Here is an 18,538-nt window from a genome sequence, read left to right as displayed (position 1 = left end):
ATGATCGAGACCCGCCTCATCGACGGAAAAGCTTTCGCCGAGACACTGCGCGCCCGCATCGCCACCGAGGTCGCCGCCTTCCGGCAGGCGACCGGGGTGACGCCCGGCCTTGCCGTGGTGCTGCTGGGGGAAGACCCCGCCAGCGCGGTCTATGTGCGCAACAAGGGCCGGCAGACGATCGAGGCCGGCATGGCCTCGTTCGAGCACAGGCTGCCGGCGGAAACGTCGCAGGACGACGTGCTGGCACTGGTGCGCGCGCTCAACGCCGACCCCGCCGTGCACGGCATCCTCGTGCAGTTGCCGCTGCCGGCGCATATCGACGCGCAGGCGGTGCTCGCCACCATCGATCCGGCCAAGGACGTGGACGGGTTCCATGTGGTGAATGCCGGACGGCTGGCGGTGGGGCTGGACGCGCTGGTGCCCTGCACGCCGCTCGGCTGCGTGATGCTGCTCAAGGACACGCTCGGCAGCCTCGCCGGGCTGGAGGCTGTGGTGGTAGGGCGCTCCAACATTGTCGGCAAGCCGCTGGCGCAATTGCTGCTGCGCGAGGACGCCACCGTCACCATCGCCCATTCGCGCACCCGCGACCTCCCCGCCGTGTGCCGGCGGGCGGATATCCTCATCGGCGCGGTCGGTCGGCCGGAGATGATCAAGGGCGACTGGATCAAACCGGGCGCCACGGTGATCGATGTCGGCATCAACCGCGTTCCGAAGCCGGACGGCGGCACGCGGCTGGTCGGCGACGTGGCCTTCGAGGAGGCGCAGGGCATTGCCGGCGCCATCACGCCCGTACCCGGCGGCGTCGGCCCGATGACCATCGCCTGCCTCCTGGCAAACACGCTGACGGCGGCGAAGCGGCTGGTGGGGTGAGGCTGAGCCCCACCCTCACGCCCTCGGCATGCGGTTCCAGGCATCCAGCCCGGCGATCTTGTAGGCCTCGGCGAGGGTCGGGTAGTTGAAGGTGTTCTCGATGAAGTAGTCGATCGTGCCCTTCAGGTTGAGCACCGCCTGGCCGATATGGATCAGCTCTGTGGCGCCTTCGCCGACGATGTGCACGCCGAGCAGGCGGCGCGACTTCACCGAGAAGATCATCTTCATCATCCCGTTATTCAGCCCCATGATGTGGCCGCGCGAGGTCTCGCGGAAGCGGGCGATGCCGCATTCGTAGGGGATCTGCCGGCGGCGCACCTCTTCCTCGGTCATGCCCACGGTGGAGATTTCGGGCACCGAATAGATGCCGTAGGGGAAGAATTCCGGCGGCGGCGGCGGCTCCAGACCGAAGGCATGGCAGGCGGCGACGCGGCCCTGCTCCATGGAGGTGGAGGCGAGGCTGGGAAAGCCGATCACGTCGCCGGCGGCATAGATATGCGGCACCGCCGTCTGCAAGGTGCGCGGCTCCACCGCGATGCGGCCGCGATGATCCACGGCAAGCCCGGCATTTTCCAGATCGAGCCGGTCGGTGGCGCCCACGCGGCCGGCGGCGAAGAGCAGCATGTCGGTATGCACCGTGCGCCCGTCGGCGAGCCGGCAGATGGGGCGCTCGTCGGCACCCAGCTCGATCTTGCTGACGGCAGCGCCAAATCTCAGGCCGACATTGCGGTCGCGCAATTCGTGGGTGAATTCCTCGATCAGTTCCTTGTCGATGAAGTCGAGAAAGCTGTTGCGCGGCTCGATCAGCGTCACCGACACGTCGAGCGCGCTGAAGATGGAGGCATATTCGACGCCGATCACGCCCGCGCCGATCACCGCCAGGCTGCGCGGCAGGCGCGGCAGGTCGACGATCTCGTCGCTGTCGAACACGCTCGTCGCGTTGAACGGCACATAATCCGGGCGGAACGGACGGGTGCCGACCGCAATCAGCACATGCGCGCCGGTAACGAGGTCGACATCGCCGTTCTCCTCGGTGATCTCGACCGTGTGCGGATCGACGAACCGCGCCTCGCCGCGCGCGGTCTTCACTCCGTTGCGGCTGAACTGGTGTTCAAGCACCTCGACTTCATGGTCGAGTGTCTTGTGCAGCCGCGCCAGCAGGTCCGCCGCGCCGATATCCTGCTTCACCCGGTAGGACCGGCCATAGAAACCACGCTCGCGCCAGCCGGAGAGGTTGAGCACGGTTTCGCGCAGGGTCTTGGAGGGGATGGTGCCGGTATGCACCGAAACGCCACCGACGCGGCGGCCCTTTTCCACGACGAGAACCGACTTGCCGATCTTGGCGGCCTGCACCGCGGCACGCCGACCCGAGGGGCCGCTGCCGATCACGATCATATCGAAGTCGTACATGGAGACCGGGTGCTCGCTGGCAAAAGGGAAACAGGGCTTTCGTCGATGCACGATGAATGCCAAGGAGACATGACAATTCGGCGCGCGACCACCATGAAGCGCCGGATTCGGGGCTTGGCTTTTGCCGGCGATCGCGGTCCCATCGTGGGAGGACTGGGGAGGGAATCGGACATTGGGCGAGGCGCAGCAGAAGCGGGGCAAGGATACGGCCAAAGGGGCGGGCAAGGGTGCGGCCAAGAGCGAGGGCAAGAGCGAGGGTGCGGCCAAGAGCGCCGCGTCGGCGGAAACCACGGGAATCGAGCCGGCCGCCGACGATCTGCGCACGGGCTCAGGCGCGCCGGGCGCCAATGAGCGCACGCTGGAACAGGCGCTCGGCCTTCAGGTTCGGGCGATCCGCCGCGACCTCGACCTCACCGTCTCCGATCTCGCCAGCGCGGCCGGCATCTCGGTCGGCATGCTGTCCAAGATCGAGAACGGGCTGATCTCCCCCTCGCTTTCCACGTTGCAGGCGATTTCAAACGTGCTGAACGTGCCGATCTCCACCCTGTTCTCCAGTTTCGAGGAGAAGCGGGACTGCTCCTTCGTGCCGGCCGGACAGGGCGTGCATATCGAGCGGCGCGGCACCAAGGTGGGGCACCAGTATGAGTTGCTCGGCCACGCGCTGGGCGGCGAGGTGGCGGTGGAGCCCTATCTCATCACGCTCAGCGAGGAGGCCGTGCCCTATACCGGCTTCGCCCATGCCGGCGTGGAGTTCATCCACATGCTGTCGGGCGAGGTGGTCTACCGCCACGGCGACCGCTCCTATCACCTGCGGCCGGGCGATTCGCTGCTGTTCGATTCCGCCGCCACGCACGGGCCGGAGCAGTTGCTGGTGCGGCCGATGACCTATCTGTCGATCATCGTCTATCCGCGCGAACCACGCTGAGAGCCCGTACGCGAAGGGGCTTCAGCGCGGCGCCGCCGAGAAGCGCGGCTCCATCGGCCCATCGGCGATCTCGCGCACCAGCTTGGCGCGGATCGCCTCGCCATAGAGCTGGCGGTTCATCACCGGCATGACGAAGGCGCCGGGGCCACCGATGACCTCCTGCAGGAAATAATCGATCAGTTCCTCGGGCGGAACCTTGCCGTCGGGGGTCTCCACGAAGGACACGGTCTCGGGGGCTTCGTCGTCATAGACGATCGGCAGGCCGTTGATGACCACGCCCCGGGCAAGCGCGGCCGCGCGCGCGAGGTGAAGCGGACGGCCGCGATTGCTCTTGCCGTCGCCCGATATGTCGATCGCCTTGCGGGTGCCGGCGAAGCCCGACTGGCCGAGCTGGCCGAGGCCGAACACAATGGCGTCGCCCATATTGGTGCCGTAGGTCAGCCGGCCCGGCGAGACTTCGGCGAGACGGTCGGCGAAGGCCCGTGCCGCCTCCGGGCTGTCGATCCGTGTCCAGGGAACCACGACCCTCTGCCGGTCGGAGCCGCCCCATTCGATATAGGTCACGGCGATGCGTCCGAGCGGGCCGAGCGCGATGGCCCGATGCACCTGCGCGTCGCGGAAGGCGGCAATGAAGCCGTCCCGCTGCAGATCCTTCTCCACGCGATCCATCGAGGTCGACACGTCGGCCGCGATGACCAGTTCGAGATCCACCGGCAGGCCGCCCTTCCCGTCAGCATCGGCGGGGATGCTGCCCCCCGCCGCGAGGGACAGCACGAGCAGCCCGCCCAGCCACAGCTTTCTCACTTTCACCCCCCAAGCACATGTCCGGCCCCCCCGGAGATGACCCAGCGGATATCACTGTCTTCGGGCGAAATTGTTGCGGGAATTCTTGAATATTCGGCCAATATTCCTTACGTAACGTCGAGTGAACAACGAGAAAGCGTGACCGCGGGAGGCGCCGGATCACGCCGGTTCAGCGGAGTTCATGTCCCCTTCCACCCTCGCCCGTCCGTCGCCGCGGCCACGCGTTGCGCACTATTCCCGCACGGAGAACGGCACCACGCCGCGCCGGTCGGGATCGAGCACGATCTCGCGGTCGAGCGGCGGGAAGGCCCGCTCGGGACAGGCGGCGCGCGGGCAGATGCGGCAATTGACGCCCAGCGGCGCCGCCTGGGCGGCCTTGAGGTCCAGCCCGTCGGCATAGACGATCTCGCCGGCATAGGAGATTTCGCAGCCCAGCCCCAACGCGTAGCGCCGCTCGCGCTGGCCGTGGCGGAGCGGGGGGCGGGAGGCGCCGCGCGCCAGGCACAGATAGCGCAGGCTGTCGGGCATCTCGCCCACCTGAACCAGCGTGCGGGCCGGCTGCTCGAAGGCCTCGTGCACGTTCCACACCGGGCAAGCGCCGCCATAGCGGGCGAACTGGAAGCGCGTGGCGCTGTGGCGCTTGATGACGTTGCCGGCGCGGTCGACTTTCAGGAAATAGAACGGCACGCCCTTCTCGCCCGGCCGCTGCAGGGTGGAAAGGCGGTGGCACACCTGTTCGAGGCTCGCCCCGGTGACGGCGGCGAGAAGATCGAGATCGTGCCGCTTCTCGCGGGCGAGGCGGGCGAAGCGGCGATAGGGCAGGATCAGCGCGCCGGCATAATAGTTCTGCAGCGACAGCCGGCAGACCTCGCGCGCGGTGGTGCTGCGAAAGCCGGCATCGCTCACATGCTGGTCGATGAGATCGCTCTGCTCGAAGCGGGCGATCAGCGTGGCGAGGCGGAAGGCCTGACTGGCGCGGCCCTGCGCGCGCGCGAGCGTGGCGGCGCGGCGATGCCGGTCATAGCGGATCAGCGGCGCATCCAGATCCTCGGCCGGCGCCATGTCCACCACGATATCGTGCTGCTGGCGCAGATGCCGGGTGAGCAGCGCCACCGCATCCTCGCGCGCGAACAGGTCGAGCGCGGCGCTGCGCGCCTCCGCCGCGCGGTCGAGACCGTCGACGTAATTGTCGATATAGTGGAAATGGTCGCGCACCTCCTCATAGGGAGCGAGGTTGCGCGCCTCCTCGGGGACGGCGGCGCCGTCCACCTCGCGCGCGACGGAGATGACCGCGTCGTCCAGCGCGGCGCGGCGCTCCTCCAGCCGGCGCATGGCGCCGTGCAGGCGCAGGAAGGCGCGCGCGAAGGCCGGGGCATGGGTGGTGGCGTTCTTCAGGTCCTGCAGGCTCGGTTCCAGCCCGCGAAACACCGGGTCGGCCAGCGCCTCGCGCAGATCCGCAACGATACGATCGAGATCGTCGGCGCCGAAGCGTGTAATATCCAGATCGAAGGTGCGGCTGATCGCGAGCAGCACTGCCGCCGTCACCGGGCGCTGGTTGCTCTCGATCTGGTTGATGTAGCTCGGCGACAGCGACAGCCGCCGGGAGAAATCGATCTGGGTCAGGCCGAGCCGCTCACGCACGTTGCGCACCGCGTGGCCGGCAAACACCTTCTTGGACATGATGGCCTTCTCCCGCAGATGACTTTCGCCTTTGCCTCTCCCTGTCGGGGATAGGTGGCCCGCGAAGCGGGTCGGTGAGGGGCGACACGATGGCGGCGCGGCGCAGGCCCCTCACCCCACCCCTCTCCCCATTGGGGAGCGGGAGACGTGCCCTCCATCGATTTTGTGAATTTTTTACAATTTCACGATCCGCATTTTCACAGCTTATCTTTTGTCCCGCAAGGGCCTAGAAGCGAAGCACGTGGCCGCGACGGCGACAAACGTCCGAGGGAACGCCCCATGAAGCATATTCTCGACGAGCTCGAACAGCGCCGCGCCGGCGCCCGCCTCGGGGGCGGCGTCCGGCGCATCGACGCCCAGCACACGCGCGGCAAGCTCACGGCCCGCGAGCGCATCGAGCTCCTGCTCGACACCGGCTCGTTCGAGGAATTCGACACCTTCGTCGAGCATCGCTGCACCGATTTCGGCATGGCCAAGGTGAAGACGCCGGGAGATGGCGTCGTCATCGGCTGGGGAACGGTGAACGGGCGCAAGGTGTTCGTTTTCGCCAAGGACTTCACCGTGTTCGGCGGTTCGCTCTCGGAAGCGCATGCCGCGAAGATCACCAAGATCCAGGACATGGCGCTGCGCACCCGCGCGCCCATCATCGGCCTGTTCGATGCCGGCGGCGCGCGTATCCAGGAAGGCGTGGCGGCGCTCGGCGGCTATGGCGAGGTGTTCAAGCGCAACGTGCTGGCCTCCGGCGTCATCCCGCAGATCTCCGTCATCATGGGCCCCTGCGCGGGCGGCGACGTCTATTCGCCGGCCATGACCGACTTCATCTTCATGGTGCGCGACACCTCCTACATGTTCGTCACCGGCCCGGAAGTGGTGAAGACCGTCACCAACGAGACCGTCACATCGGAGGAACTGGGCGGAGCCAAGGTGCACACCACCAGGTCCTCCGTGGCCGACGGCGCCTATGAGAACGATGTCGAAGCCTTGCTTCAGATGCGCCGGCTGATCGACTTCCTGCCCGCCAACAACCAGTCCGGCGTGCCGCACTGGCCGAGCTTCGACGAGGCGGAGCGGCTGGACGCCTCGCTCGACACGCTGGTGCCGGACAACCCGAACAAGCCCTATGACATGAAGGAGCTGATCGGGAAGCTCACCGACGAGGGCGATTTCTTCGAGATCCAGCAAGGCTTCGCCGCCAACATCCTCACGGGCTTTGGCCGCATCGAGGGGCGCACGGTGGGCTTCGTCGCCAACCAGCCAATGGTGCTGGCCGGCGTGCTCGACAGCGACGCCTCGCGCAAGGCCGCCCGCTTCGTGCGCTTCTGCGACGCCTTCGAGATCCCGATCGTCACGCTGGTCGACGTGCCCGGCTTCCTGCCCGGCACGTCGCAGGAATATGGCGGGCTCATCAAGCACGGCGCCAAGCTGCTCTTCGCCTATAGCCAGGCCACCGTGCCGCTGGTGACGGTGATCACCCGCAAGGCCTTCGGCGGCGCCTATGACGTGATGGCCTCCAAACATGTCGGCGGCGACGTGAACTACGCCTGGCCGACCGCGCAGATCGCGGTCATGGGCGCCAAGGGCGCGGTGGAGATCATCTTCCGCGCCGATATCGACGATCCCGAGAAGATCGCCGAGCGCACGAAGGAATATGAGCAGCGCTTCCTCTCGCCGTTCGTGGCGGCCGAGCGCGGCTATATCGACGAGGTCATCACCCCCCGCTCGACCCGCAAGCGCCTCGCCCGCGCGCTGTCCATGCTCGCCTCCAAGAAGGTCGAGACGCCCATGAAGAAGCACGACAATCTGCCGCTCTAGTACGACCTATTTACACGCAATCGGAATCCGGCCAGAAATTTACTTCCATTCCCTTGGGGTATTTTTCCATGAGCAATATTCCGCATGCCCGCCGTATCCTAATCGACCTTTATCGCAAGCTGATTCAAGAGGGAAATCAGGAAGATGCTCACGCGATTGGCGAGGCAATTGGCAACCTGTTTCGACGGGCGCCAGTTAGGAAGAGCCCAACCCGGTCGAACCCTGTGACTATCAATACAAAGAACAATGTCATAGAGCTTGCAGATACGACAGACCTTACTGCGGCCCAGATCGCCGCGATATTTAACATAAATCCCGGTCGTGTAACTGAAATTTTACAAGAGCGTCGGGGAGTTAATTAGAATGGAGCAAGAATGTTCTCCAAAATCCTCATCGCCAATCGTGGCGAGATCGCCTGCCGGGTCATCAAGACCGCGCGCAAGATGGGCATCCGGACGGTGGCGGTCTATTCCGACGCCGACAAGGACGCGCTGCATGTCGAGATGGCGGACGAGGCGGTGCCTATCGGCGCCGCTCCCGCCGCGCAGTCCTACCTCATCGCCGAGAAGATCATCGAGGCGGCCAAGCTGACCGGCGCCGAGGCGGTGCACCCGGGCTATGGCTTCCTCTCCGAGCGCGCGAGTTTCGCGCAGGCGCTGAAGGATGCCGGCATCGTCTTCATCGGCCCGAACCCCGGCGCCATCGAGGCGATGGGCGACAAGATCGAATCCAAGAAGGCGGCGGCGGCGGCCAATGTCTCCACCGTGCCGGGCTATCTCGGCGTGATCGAGGATGCCGTTCATGCGGCAAAGATCGCCGACGAGATCGGCTATCCCGTGATGATCAAGGCCTCCGCCGGCGGCGGCGGCAAGGGCATGCGCATCGCCCATTCGCGCGACGAGGTGCAGGACGGTTTCGATCGCGCCCGTTCCGAAGCGAAGTCCTCCTTCGGCGACGACCGGGTATTCGTCGAGAAGTTCATCGTCGACCCGCGCCATATCGAGATCCAGGTGCTGGGCGACAAGCACGGCAATGTCATCTATCTCGGCGAGCGCGAATGCTCGATCCAGCGTCGCAACCAGAAGGTTGTCGAGGAGGCCCCCTCGCCGCTCTTGGACGAGGCCACCCGCACGCGCATGGGCGAGCAGGCGGTGGCGCTGGCAAAGGCTGTGAACTATGACAGCGCCGGCACGGTCGAGTTCGTCGCCGGGCAGGACAAGTCGTTCTATTTCCTGGAGATGAACACCCGCCTGCAGGTGGAGCACCCCGTCACCGAGCTTGTCACCGGCATCGACCTCGTCGAGCAGATGATCCGCGTGGCGGCGGGCGAGCCTTTGTCGATCCGCCAAGCCGACGTGAAGCTCAAGGGCTGGGCGGTGGAGAGCCGCGTCTATGCCGAGGACCCCTACCGCTCCTTCCTGCCCTCCATCGGCCGGCTGACCCGCTATCGCCCACCGGCGGAAGGCGTGACCAACGCGGTGACCACCCGCAACGACACCGGCGTCTATGAAGGCGGGGAAATCTCGCTCTATTACGACCCGATGATCGCCAAGCTGATCACCCATGCGCCGACGCGCGAGGAGGCGATCGAGGCGCAGGCGGATGCGCTGGATGCTTTCGCCATCGACGGCATCCAGCACAATATTCCGTTCCTGTCCTCGCTCATGACGCATGAGCGCTGGCGGGCCGGCCGGCTCTCCACCGGCTTCATCGCGGAAGAATATCCCGACGGCTTCCACCCCACCGCGCCGACGCCCGCGCTGGCGCGCCGGCTCGCGGCCGTGGCGGCGGTCATCGACAATGTCGGCAATGCGCGCAAACGCAAGATCTCCGGCCAGCTGGCGGGGCGGCCGGTGGTGTTCGAGCATCAGCGCGTGGTCCGTCTCGGAGAGTTGAGCCTGCCCTGCGAGGTGGATCGCGCGGCCGGCGGCTTCATCGTCACCTTCCTCGATGCCGAGGGCCGGCCGGACGGCACGCATGAGCTGCGCTCCGGCTGGAAGCCGGGGGACCCGGTGTGGAGCGGCGTGTTCGACGACGACGCCATCGCCGTGCAGGTGCGCCCGCGCCTCAACGGAGTGGCGCTCGCCCATCGCGGCGTGGCGGTCGAGGCGCTGGTCTATACAAGCCGCGAGGCGGAGCTGGCCGCGCTGATGCCCGAGAAGCTGCAGACCGGCAGCGGCAAGCAGCTGCTCTGCCCGATGCCGGGCCTCGTGGTTTCCATCTCCGTGACCGAGGGCCAGGAGGTCAAGGCCGGCGAGGCTTTGGCCGTGGTGGAAGCGATGAAGATGGAAAACGTGTTGCGCGCCGAGCGCGACGCGACGGTGGGCAAGATCCTCGCCAAGGCGGGCGACAGCCTCGCGGTCGACGCCGTCATCCTCGAATTCGCCTAGGGAAAGCCGAGGGAGCCCCGCCGTGGACCACGCAACGCCTATGCCTGATCTCGCCGCCTTCCCGGCCGCGCGCCGCGAGGACTGGCTGAAGCTGGTCGACGGCGTGCTCAAGGGCGCTCCCTATGACAAGCGCATGGTCACGCGCACGGCCGATGGCATCACGCTCGACGCCCTGCCGGCGCGCCGGCCGAACGCCGCGCCCATCGCCGGCCGGCCGGCCGGGGCGCCGTGGCGGGTGATCGCGCGGATCGACCATGCCGACCCGGCGGCCGCCAACGCGCAGCTGCTGGAGGATCTCGACGGCGGGGCGGACGGGGCGAGCCTCGTCTTCGCCTCCGCCCCCTCCGCGGCCGGCTTCGGCCTGCCGGCCCGGCACGAGGAACTGCTGCAGGCGCTCGCCGGGGTGCTGCCCGATCTCGTCACCCTGCGCGTCGAGGCCGGGCACTATCAGGCGCGCGACATCGCCCTCGCGCTCGCCCGCCTGTTCGAGAAGCAGGACCCCGCCAGGCTCGACATCCGCTTCGGGCTCGATCCGATCGGCGATTTCGCCGCGCTCGGGGCCGCGCCGATCGAATGGGAGGCGCTGTCCGCCCGGCTCGGCCAGACGGTCGGCACGCTCACCGCCCGTGGTTTCACGGCCCCGATGGTGCGGGCGGACGGGCGGCTGCACCACGCGGCGGGCGCCACCGACGCGCAGGAACTCGCCGCCGTGCTGGCAACCGCCGCCGCCTATCTGCGGGCGCTGGAGGCCGCCGGCCTGTCGCTGGAGGCCGCCGCCGGCGCCATCGAGGTGACGCTGACCGCCGATGTCGACCAGTTCGGCACGCAGGCCAAGCCGCGCGCCTTCCGCCTTCTATGGACGGCGATGCTCGCGGCCTGCCGCGTCGAGGCCGGGCCGGTGGCGGTCCACATGGAAACGGCGTGGCGTTCCCTCACCCGGCGCGACCCTTATGTGAACCTCCTGCGCGGCACCATCGCCGCCTTCGCCGCCGGCGTCGGCGGCGCGGACAGCCTCACCGTGCTGCCCTTCACGCAGGCGCTCGGCCTGCCCGATGACGCCGCCCGCCGCCTCGCCCGCAACACGCAGCTGATCCTCCTCGCCGAATCCAACATTCATCGCGTCGCCGACCCCGGCGCCGGGGCGGGCGCCATCGAGGAGCGCACCGAAACGCTCGCCGCGAGCGCCTGGGCGCTGTTCCGCGCCATCGAACAGGAGGGCGGCATGGTGGAAAGCCTGACCTCGGGCGGATGGGCCCGGCGCCTCGCCACCGCCCGTGCCGCGCGGATGCAGGACATCGCCACCCGTCGCCTGCCCCTCACGGGCACGTCGGAATTCGCGGCCCTGGGCGAAGGCGTGCCGAACGTGCTGGCGCCGGCCCGCCAGATGACAGCGGCGGCGCCGGCGGAGGGCGCGCTCCTGTGCGAGCCGCTGCTGCCGCACCGCCTCGCCGAGCCGTTCGAGCGCCTGCGCGACGCGGCCGAGCGCGCGCACCCGGCGCCGACCGCCTTCCTCGCCACCCTTGGCGCGCCGGCCGACTTCACCGCCCGCGCCGGCTTCGCCAAGGCCTTCCTGGAGGCGGGCGGCATCGCGGCACCCGTGGGGGACGGCTTCGCCGACGCCGTGGCACTGGCGGACGGCTTCCGCGCCTCCGGCGCCCGGCTGGCCTGCCTCGCCTCCTCGGACGAAGTCTATGCGCGATGGGGCCGGGCGGCGGTGGCCGCGCTCAAGGAGGCCGGCGCGGACACCGTACTTCTGGCCGGGCGGCCGGGCGCGGACGAAGGCGACTGGCGCACCGCCGGCGTTGACGGCTTCATCTTCGTCGGCGCCGACCTCATCGCGACGCTGGGTGAGGCGCATCGACGGCTTGGTATCCCCACCGGTATCGGGGGTGGCGCCGGCGGCAAAGCGGGCGATACTGATGCGACGCCCGGTGCGGCATGAACAGGAGCGAAAGGGAAGCAGCATGTCCTTTGCGTTGAAGCCGGTCCTCCTCCTCACGGTGGCCGCGATGGCGACGCCCGTCGGCGCGGCATGGGCGAGCGACACTCATCATGACGGCATCTGGACCGTCACGACCTCCGCCGAGGATGGCGCCTGCAACACCAATTACGACTTCAAGATGCGGGTGAAGAACGGCGAGGTCACCTATGCCGGCTTCTGGCCGGTGAAGGCGACCGGCGGCATCAACCGGGCCGGGTTGATCCGCATGAATCTCGCCCATAGCGGCCAGAGCGTCAAAGCCACCGGGCTGGTGCGCGGCGACACCGCCTCGGGGGACTGGACCTCGCCCAAGCCCGCCTGCTCGGGCTCATGGGTCGCCAAACGGGCGTGAGTACAAGCGGGGCCGCCAAGGCCCGGACGCGGCATCCGCCAAAGCGGACGCCCGATGCGAGGAGGCCACGATGAGCCGCATTCCGAACTTCGCCGGCATCGAGTGGCAAAGCCGCGCGCCGGCCGCGCCGCCGGTCACGGTCGCGGACTGGACGACACCCGAGCGCATCGCGGTCAAGCCGCTCTACGGGCCGGACGATATCGCCGGGCTCGGCTTCATCGACAGTTTCCCCGGCATCGCGCCCTTCCTGCGCGGCCCCTACCCCACCATGTATGTCACCCAGCCCTGGACCATCCGGCAATATGCCGGCTTCTCCACGGCGGAGGATTCCAACGCCTTCTACCGGCGCAACCTCGCCGCCGGGCAGAAGGGCCTCTCGGTCGCCTTCGATCTCGCCACCCATCGCGGCTATGACAGCGACCACCCGCGCGTCGCCGGCGATGTCGGCATGGCCGGCGTGGCGATCGATTCGATTTACGACATGCGCACGCTGTTCGACGGCATCCCGCTGGACCAGATGAGCGTGTCCATGACCATGAACGGGGCGGTGCTGCCGATCCTCGCGCTCTATGTCGTGGCGGGCGAGGAGCAGGGCGTGAGCCCCGCGCAGCTTTCCGGCACCATCCAGAACGACATCCTCAAGGAGTTCATGGTCCGCAACACCTATATCTACCCGCCGACCCCCTCGATGCGCATCATCTCCGATATTTTCGCCTTTACCTCCAAGCAGATGCCGCGCTTCAACTCGATCTCGATCTCCGGCTACCACATGCAGGAGGCGGGGGCGACGCAGGATCTGGAACTCGCCTACACGCTGGCCGACGGCCTCGAATATGCGCGCGCCGGCATGGCCGCCGGCCTGCCGATCGATACCTTCGCGCCGCGCCTGTCCTTCTTCTGGGCGATCGGCATGAACTTCTTCATGGAGGTCGCCAAGCTGCGCGCCGCCCGGCTGATCTGGGCCCGGCTGATGGCCGATCTCGGGGCATCGAGCCCGAAATCGCTGCCGCTGCGCACCCATTCGCAGACCTCGGGCTGGAGCCTCACCGCGCAGGACCCGTTCAACAACGTGATGCGCACCATGGTAGAGGCGATGGCGGCCACGCAGGGCCACACCCAGTCGCTGCACACCAATGCGCTGGACGAGGCGCTCGCGCTGCCCACCGACTTCTCCGCCCGCATCGCGCGCAACACGCAGATACTCTTGCAGCAGGAAAGCGGCACTACCCGCGCCATCGACCCGTGGGGCGGCTCGTTCTTCGTGGAAAAGCTCACCGCCGACCTCGCCGCCAAGGCGCTCGCGCATATCGGCGAGGTCGAGCAACTCGGCGGCATGGCCAGGGCGATCGAGGCCGGCATCCCCAAGCTGCGCATCGAGGAAGCCGCCGCCACCACGCAGGCGCGGATCGATTCCGGCGCGCAGACCGTGGTCGGCGTCAACATGTTCAAGCCGACGCGCGAAACGCCGCTGGACGTGCTGCGGGTGGACAATTCAGCGGTGCGCGCCGCCCAGCTCGAAAAGCTGCGGCGGCTCAAGGCCGAGCGCGACCCGAAGGCGGTGGAACCCGCCCTGGCGGCGTTGCAGAACGGCGCGGCGGGCGGGGCCAATCTTCTCGCCCTCGCCATCGATGCCGCGCGCGCCAAGGCGACGGTGGGCGAGATATCGGATGCGCTGGAACGCGTCTTCGGCCGTCACCGGGCGGAAATCCGCGCGGTCTCCGGCATCTACCGGCGGGAGGCGGGAGCGATGAGCGACAGGGTGACGCGCGTGCGCGAACGCGTCGAGGCATTCGAGCACGAAGAGGGCCGGCGCCCGCGTATTCTGGTCGCCAAGGTCGGGCAGGACGGGCATGACCGCGGCCAGAAGGTGATCGCCTCGGCCTTCGCCGATCTCGGCTTCGACGTCGATATCGGCCCGCTCTTCGCCACGCCGCAGGAGGCAGCGCGGCAGGCGGTGGAGAATGACGTGCATGTCATCGGCATCTCCTCGCTCGCCGCCGGCCATCTCACGCTGGTGCCGCAGGTGAAGGCCGCGCTGGAAGCGGAGGGGCGGGGCGACATCATGGTCGTGGTCGGGGGCGTGGTGCCGCCGCAGGATTATGACGCCGTTCATGCCGCCGGTGCCGAAGCGATCTACCCACCCGGCACAGTGATCGCGGAGGCGGCGGAAGGCCTGCTCGACAAGCTCGGCGAACGGCTCGGCCATAGCGGCGCGGCGGCGCAGTAGCGTCCCGGCCGGCCTCCCGGCGCGAGGCCGGCCGAAAGGACGCAGGACGGTTCCGGGAAGGGCCGGGTGGGCATACGGATCGCGCGAGGTATGCCGTTCCTCCTCGCCGCGCGACGTCGCGATTAGCAGGACTGACCAAAGATGTGGCAGGACGGCGGGTGGCGCGCGCGAAAGCGGCAGCCGCGGGCCTGCGGACGCCGATGCGGCGAGGCCAGGCCGCGCGCGAACAGCAGCCCCCCATCAACCAATTGAAAAATAAGGTTATATTTGGAGGGCGGTCGGCCAGCCGGCCGCCGCGCGCGTGCGGCGCGTCCGTTGCCACGGCTGTACCGAAACCTTGGCACGCCGCTTGCTTTCCAGCTTGTATACAAGTTTGTGAGCAAGCCATGAACCCCGCCAGTGCCAATATCGAGGAGGCGATCCTCTCCGCCATCCTCGCCGGCCGCATCAATCCCGGCACGCGGCTGGGCGAGCAGAAGCTCGCCGACTTGTTCGGCGTGTCCCGCACCCGCGTGCGCGAGGCGATGATGCGGCTGGAGACGCGCGGCGTGGTGCAGGTCAGCGCCCGGCGCGGCTGGTTCGTGGTCGAGCCCTCGGCCGAGGAGGCGCGCGAGGCGTTCCAGACCCGCCGCGTCATCGAGACCGGCCTGCTGCAGACCGTGCGGGAGGTGCCCCCCGCGGTGCTGGAGAGCCTCCGGGAACATGTCGCCATCGAGCGCGCGGCCATCGAGACCGGCGATGTCTCGTCCCGTGCCTGCCTGCTGGGCGACTTCCACATCCACCTCGCCGACGCGCTCGGCAACCGCCTGCTGACCGAGATCATCCGCGACCTGACGGCGCGCACCACGCTGATCTCGATGCTCTACCAGCCGACGGAGAAGGCGGAAGAGTCGAGCCACGATCACGAAGACATCGTCGCGGCCATGGAGGCGGGCGATCTCGCCCGTGCCGCCCGGCTGATGGACGAGCATATCGGCAAGGTCGAGGCCGGCCTCGACCTCACCGCCAAGCCCGATCCGCTCGCGGGGCTTCGCGAGCTTCTGTCGCCGTCGACCTTTGCCGGCAACGCGCCTTCCGTTCCCCATCATCACACCCCTGCCCCCTCGTTCGAGAAAAAGGATTGACCGCATGAACCGTCGCACCCTCATCGCCCTCGCCGCCGGCGCGCTGCTGGCCGCCGCGCAGGCGCCGCTCGCGCAGCTGTCGCTCGCCCGGGCAGACGCGCTCGCCACCATCGAGACCAGCAAGCTGATCCGCATCGCGGTGCCGCAGGACTTCCCGCCCTTCGGTAGCGTCGGTGCCGACATGGCGCCCAAGGGCTATGATGTCGACGTCGCCCGGCTGATCGCCGAGAAGCTTGGCGTGAAGGTCGATCTGGTGCCGGTGACGAGCGCCAACCGCATTCCCTATCTGCAGACCAACAAGGTCGACCTCGTCATTTCCTCGCTGGGCAAGAATCCCGAGCGCGAGAAGGTGATCGACTTCTCCACGGCCTATGCGCCGTTCTTCTCCGGCGCCTTCGCGCCCGCCGACGTGAAGGTGAGCGAGGCCAAGGATCTGGCCGGCAAGACCATCGCCGTCACCCGCGGCGCCACCGAGGATCTGGAACTCACCAAGTTCGCCCCGGCCGATGCCACCATCAAGCGCTACGAGGACAATAACGGCACCATCTCCGCCTTCCTCTCGGGCCAGGTCGACGTGGTGGTGACGGGCAACGTGGTGGCCGCCGCCATCCTCGCGCGCAACCCGCCGAAGAAGCCGGAGCTGAAGTTCCTGATCAAGAACTCGCCCTGCTATATCGGCCTCAACAAGAACGAGCCGGCGCTGCTGGCCAAGGTCGACGCCATCATCGCCGCCGCCAAGAAGGACGGCTCGCTCGACGCCATTTCCGAGAAGTGGCTCGGCGCCAAGCTGCCCGCCGACCTGTGAGGACGGCTCCGCAGCCGGGGAACTGTGACGGCTGATCCCTCGGCGGGCCGCGTGGCCCGCCTCCCCCTCACCGCCGCATCAGCGGGAGTTCAGGCATGAACTACGCGTTCGATTTCGGCTGGCTGTTCGACTATTGGCCAGTCCTGGTGAAAGGCATTCTCATCACGGTCGAGTTGACGCTGGTGGGCGGCATTCTCGGCGTGTCGCTCGGCATTGCCTGCGCCTGGGCGCGCGCGCTCGGGCCGCGCTGGCTCGGGGCGATCGTCGCCACCTATGTGGAGCTGATCCGCAACACGCCGTTCCTGATCCAGCTGTTCTTCATCTTCTTCGGCCTGCCGGCCCTCGGGGTGCGCATGGGCGAGCTGGAAGCGGCCAATCTCGCCATGGTGATCAATCTCGGCGCCTATGGCTGCGAGATCATCCGCGCCGGCATCCAGGCGACGCCGCGCGGCCAGTTCGAGGCGGGCGCGAGCCTCGGCATGAGCCGCATCCAGACCTTCTGGTACGTGGTTCTGGTGCCGGCGCTGCAACGCATCTGGCCCGCGCTGTCCTCGCAGATCGTCATCGTCATGCTGGGCTCGGCGGCGGTGTCGCAGATCGCGGCGGAGGACCTCACCTTCGCGGCCAATTTCATCCAGTCGCGCAGTTTCCGGGCGTTTGAATCCTATTTCGTCGCCACCCTGATCTACCTCGCCCTCGCCATCGGTCTGCGCCAGCTGCTGCGCGGCCTCGGCTGGACCATCTTCCCCCGTCGAGCAGCCCGGTGAGGAGGCGCGCATGAGCGATTTCACCACCTGGGACATCCTGCGCAACCTCTTGCTGGCGGCGCGCTGGACCGTGCTTCTCTCCCTCGTTTCCTTCATCGGCGGCAGTCTGGTCGGCATGGCGCTGCTATTCGCGCGCATCGGCAAGAGCCGCGGGGGGCGAGGTTTCGTCAGGGCCTATGTCGAGATCTTCCAGGGCACGCCGCTGCTGATGCAGCTGTTCCTCACCTTCTTCGGCCTTGGCCTGTTCGGCATCGATGTGCCGGCCTGGCTGGCGGCGGGGCTGGCGCTGATCCTGTGGTCGGCGGCCTTCCTCACCGAGATCTGGCGCGGCTGCGTCGAATCCGTCGCCAAGGGCCAGTGGGAGGCCTCTTCCAGCCTGGGCATGGGCTATCTGCAGCAGATGCGCTGGGTGATCCTGCCGCAGGCGCTGCGGGTCGCCGTGCCGCCCACCGTCGGCTTCTCCGTGCAGGTGGTGAAGGGCACGGCGCTCACCTCGATCATCGGCTTCGTGGAATTGTCCAAGGCCGGGACGATGGTCACGAACGCCACGTTCGAGCCCTTCACGGTCTATGGCTTCGTCGCCCTGATCTATTTCTGCCTGTGCTGGCCGCTTTCCAAGTCCTCCCAGATCCTCGAGAGGAAGCTCAATGTCGCTCATCGAAATCACTGAAGTGAAGAAGCGCTTCGGCGACAATGAAGTGCTCAAGGGCATCAATATCGATGTCGCACCGGGCGAAGTCATCGCCATTATCGGCAAATCGGGCTCCGGCAAATCCACGTTGCTGCGCTGCATCAACGGGCTGGAGACCATCGACGAGGGCTCCATCTCGGTGGCAGGCGCCCAGTTGTTGCCGGACGAGTTGCACCTCAAGGCGCTGCGGCTGAAGGTCGGCATGATCTTCCAGGGGTTCAACCTGTTCCCCCATCTCACCGCGGGCCGCAATGTCATGCTCTCGCAGACGGTGGTGAAGAAGACACCGAAGGCCGAGGCCGAGGTGATGGCGAAGAAGATGCTGGAGCGGGTGGGCCTCGCCCACAAGTTCGATGCCTATCCCGACCAGCTCTCGGGCGGCCAGCAGCAGCGCGTCGCCATCGCCCGCGCGCTCGCCATGCAGCCCATCGCCCTGCTCTGCGACGAGATCACCTCGGCGCTCGACCCCGAACTGGTCAACGAGGTGCTGAGCGTGGTGAAGGAACTCGCCAGCGAGGGCATGACGCTGCTCATGGTGACGCACGAGATGCGCTTCGCCCGCGACGTGTGCTCGCGCGTCGTGTTCATGCACCAGGGCCGCGTGCACGAGATCGGGCCGCCGGAAAAGGTGTTCGCCAACCCGGCGACGCCCGAGCTCAAGCAGTTCCTCGGCGTCATCCACTGACCGCCGGCCGGCGCG

Annotated in this window: 16 protein-coding genes; 13 read left to right on the top strand and 3 right to left on the bottom strand. The window is 67.8% G+C overall.

What is annotated here, in order from left to right:
• The gene (gene folD / locus FHS55_RS01125; protein ID WP_183187842.1) at positions 1 to 870 is read left to right on the top strand and encodes a bifunctional methylenetetrahydrofolate dehydrogenase/methenyltetrahydrofolate cyclohydrolase FolD; all 870 of its coding nucleotides are present in this window, start codon (positions 1 to 3) and stop codon (positions 868 to 870) included.
• Between the two features lie 15 nt (positions 871 to 885).
• Here folD and sthA read toward each other — a convergent pair whose 3' ends face one another.
• Entirely contained in the window at positions 886 to 2,280 is a 1,395-nt protein-coding gene (sthA, locus tag FHS55_RS01120; RefSeq protein WP_183187841.1) for a Si-specific NAD(P)(+) transhydrogenase, read from the bottom strand.
• A 295-nt stretch (positions 2,281 to 2,575) separates the two neighbouring features.
• On the opposite strand from sthA, the gene FHS55_RS01115 reads away from it, so the two are divergent.
• Positions 2,576 to 3,205: a helix-turn-helix domain-containing protein gene (locus FHS55_RS01115; RefSeq protein WP_183188578.1), complete on the top strand. Its 630-nt coding sequence runs from the start codon at positions 2,576 to 2,578 to the stop codon at positions 3,203 to 3,205.
• A gap of 21 nt (positions 3,206 to 3,226) precedes the next feature.
• Here the strand turns inward: FHS55_RS01115 and FHS55_RS01110 are convergent, their stop codons facing one another.
• Together FHS55_RS01110 and FHS55_RS01105 are read right to left on the bottom strand one after the other, a co-directional pair.
• Positions 3,227 to 4,009, bottom strand: a complete 783-nt coding sequence (locus tag FHS55_RS01110) for a DUF1194 domain-containing protein (RefSeq protein ID WP_183187840.1) — start codon at positions 4,007 to 4,009, stop codon at positions 3,227 to 3,229.
• A 231-nt stretch (positions 4,010 to 4,240) separates the two neighbouring features.
• The gene (locus tag FHS55_RS01105) at positions 4,241 to 5,689 is read right to left on the bottom strand and encodes a helix-turn-helix domain-containing protein (protein ID WP_183187839.1); all 1,449 of its coding nucleotides are present in this window, start codon (positions 5,687 to 5,689) and stop codon (positions 4,241 to 4,243) included.
• A 279-nt stretch (positions 5,690 to 5,968) separates the two neighbouring features.
• On the opposite strand from FHS55_RS01105, the gene FHS55_RS01100 reads away from it, so the two are divergent.
• The 11 genes from FHS55_RS01100 to FHS55_RS01050 all read left to right on the top strand — a co-directional run bounded on the left by FHS55_RS01100 (position 5,969) and on the right by FHS55_RS01050 (position 18,523).
• Positions 5,969 to 7,501, top strand: coding sequence for an acyl-CoA carboxylase subunit beta (locus FHS55_RS01100; protein WP_183187838.1), 1,533 nt, complete (start codon positions 5,969 to 5,971; stop codon positions 7,499 to 7,501).
• Between the two features lie 68 nt (positions 7,502 to 7,569).
• Complete coding sequence (locus FHS55_RS01095; RefSeq protein WP_183187837.1) at positions 7,570 to 7,863, top strand: hypothetical protein; 294 nt, start codon at positions 7,570 to 7,572, stop codon at positions 7,861 to 7,863.
• A 12-nt stretch (positions 7,864 to 7,875) separates the two neighbouring features.
• Positions 7,876 to 9,891: an acetyl-CoA carboxylase biotin carboxylase subunit gene (locus tag FHS55_RS01090; protein WP_183187836.1), complete on the top strand. Its 2,016-nt coding sequence runs from the start codon at positions 7,876 to 7,878 to the stop codon at positions 9,889 to 9,891.
• Between the two features lie 40 nt (positions 9,892 to 9,931).
• Positions 9,932 to 11,833 (top strand): methylmalonyl-CoA mutase family protein, encoded by a 1,902-nt coding sequence (locus FHS55_RS01085; RefSeq protein ID WP_183187835.1) that lies wholly within the window; start codon positions 9,932 to 9,934, stop codon positions 11,831 to 11,833.
• Positions 11,834 to 11,855: 22 nt separating this feature from the next.
• Entirely contained in the window at positions 11,856 to 12,224 is a 369-nt protein-coding gene (locus FHS55_RS01080; RefSeq protein WP_183187834.1) for a hypothetical protein, read from the top strand.
• Positions 12,225 to 12,294: 70 nt separating this feature from the next.
• On the top strand, positions 12,295 to 14,451 hold the full coding sequence (gene scpA / locus FHS55_RS01075; protein WP_183187833.1) for a methylmalonyl-CoA mutase: 2,157 nt from the start codon (positions 12,295 to 12,297) through the stop codon (positions 14,449 to 14,451).
• A 386-nt stretch (positions 14,452 to 14,837) separates the two neighbouring features.
• Entirely contained in the window at positions 14,838 to 15,575 is a 738-nt protein-coding gene (locus FHS55_RS01070; RefSeq protein ID WP_183187832.1) for a GntR family transcriptional regulator, read from the top strand.
• Between the two features lie 4 nt (positions 15,576 to 15,579).
• Positions 15,580 to 16,380: a transporter substrate-binding domain-containing protein gene (locus FHS55_RS01065; RefSeq protein ID WP_183187831.1), complete on the top strand. Its 801-nt coding sequence runs from the start codon at positions 15,580 to 15,582 to the stop codon at positions 16,378 to 16,380.
• 95 nt (positions 16,381 to 16,475) lie between these two features.
• Positions 16,476 to 17,147 carry an amino acid ABC transporter permease gene (locus FHS55_RS01060; RefSeq protein WP_183187830.1) on the top strand — a complete coding sequence of 224 codons (672 nt, stop codon included), beginning with the start codon at positions 16,476 to 16,478 and terminating at the stop codon, positions 17,145 to 17,147.
• 10 nt (positions 17,148 to 17,157) lie between these two features.
• Positions 17,158 to 17,817, top strand: coding sequence for an amino acid ABC transporter permease (locus FHS55_RS01055; protein ID WP_183187829.1), 660 nt, complete (start codon positions 17,158 to 17,160; stop codon positions 17,815 to 17,817).
• Positions 17,795 to 18,523 carry an amino acid ABC transporter ATP-binding protein gene (locus FHS55_RS01050; protein ID WP_183187828.1) on the top strand — a complete coding sequence of 243 codons (729 nt, stop codon included), beginning with the start codon at positions 17,795 to 17,797 and terminating at the stop codon, positions 18,521 to 18,523. The genes FHS55_RS01055 and FHS55_RS01050 overlap by 23 nt, the downstream gene beginning before the upstream one ends.
• Positions 18,524 to 18,538: the final 15 nt, after the last annotated feature.

The sequence above is a fragment of the Ancylobacter tetraedralis genome (assembly GCF_014195655.1).
GTDB lineage: Bacteria > Pseudomonadota > Alphaproteobacteria > Rhizobiales > Xanthobacteraceae > Ancylobacter > Ancylobacter tetraedralis.
The sequence above is the reverse complement of the archived record's forward strand: the minus strand, read 5'-3'. Positions and strand labels throughout refer to the sequence as shown.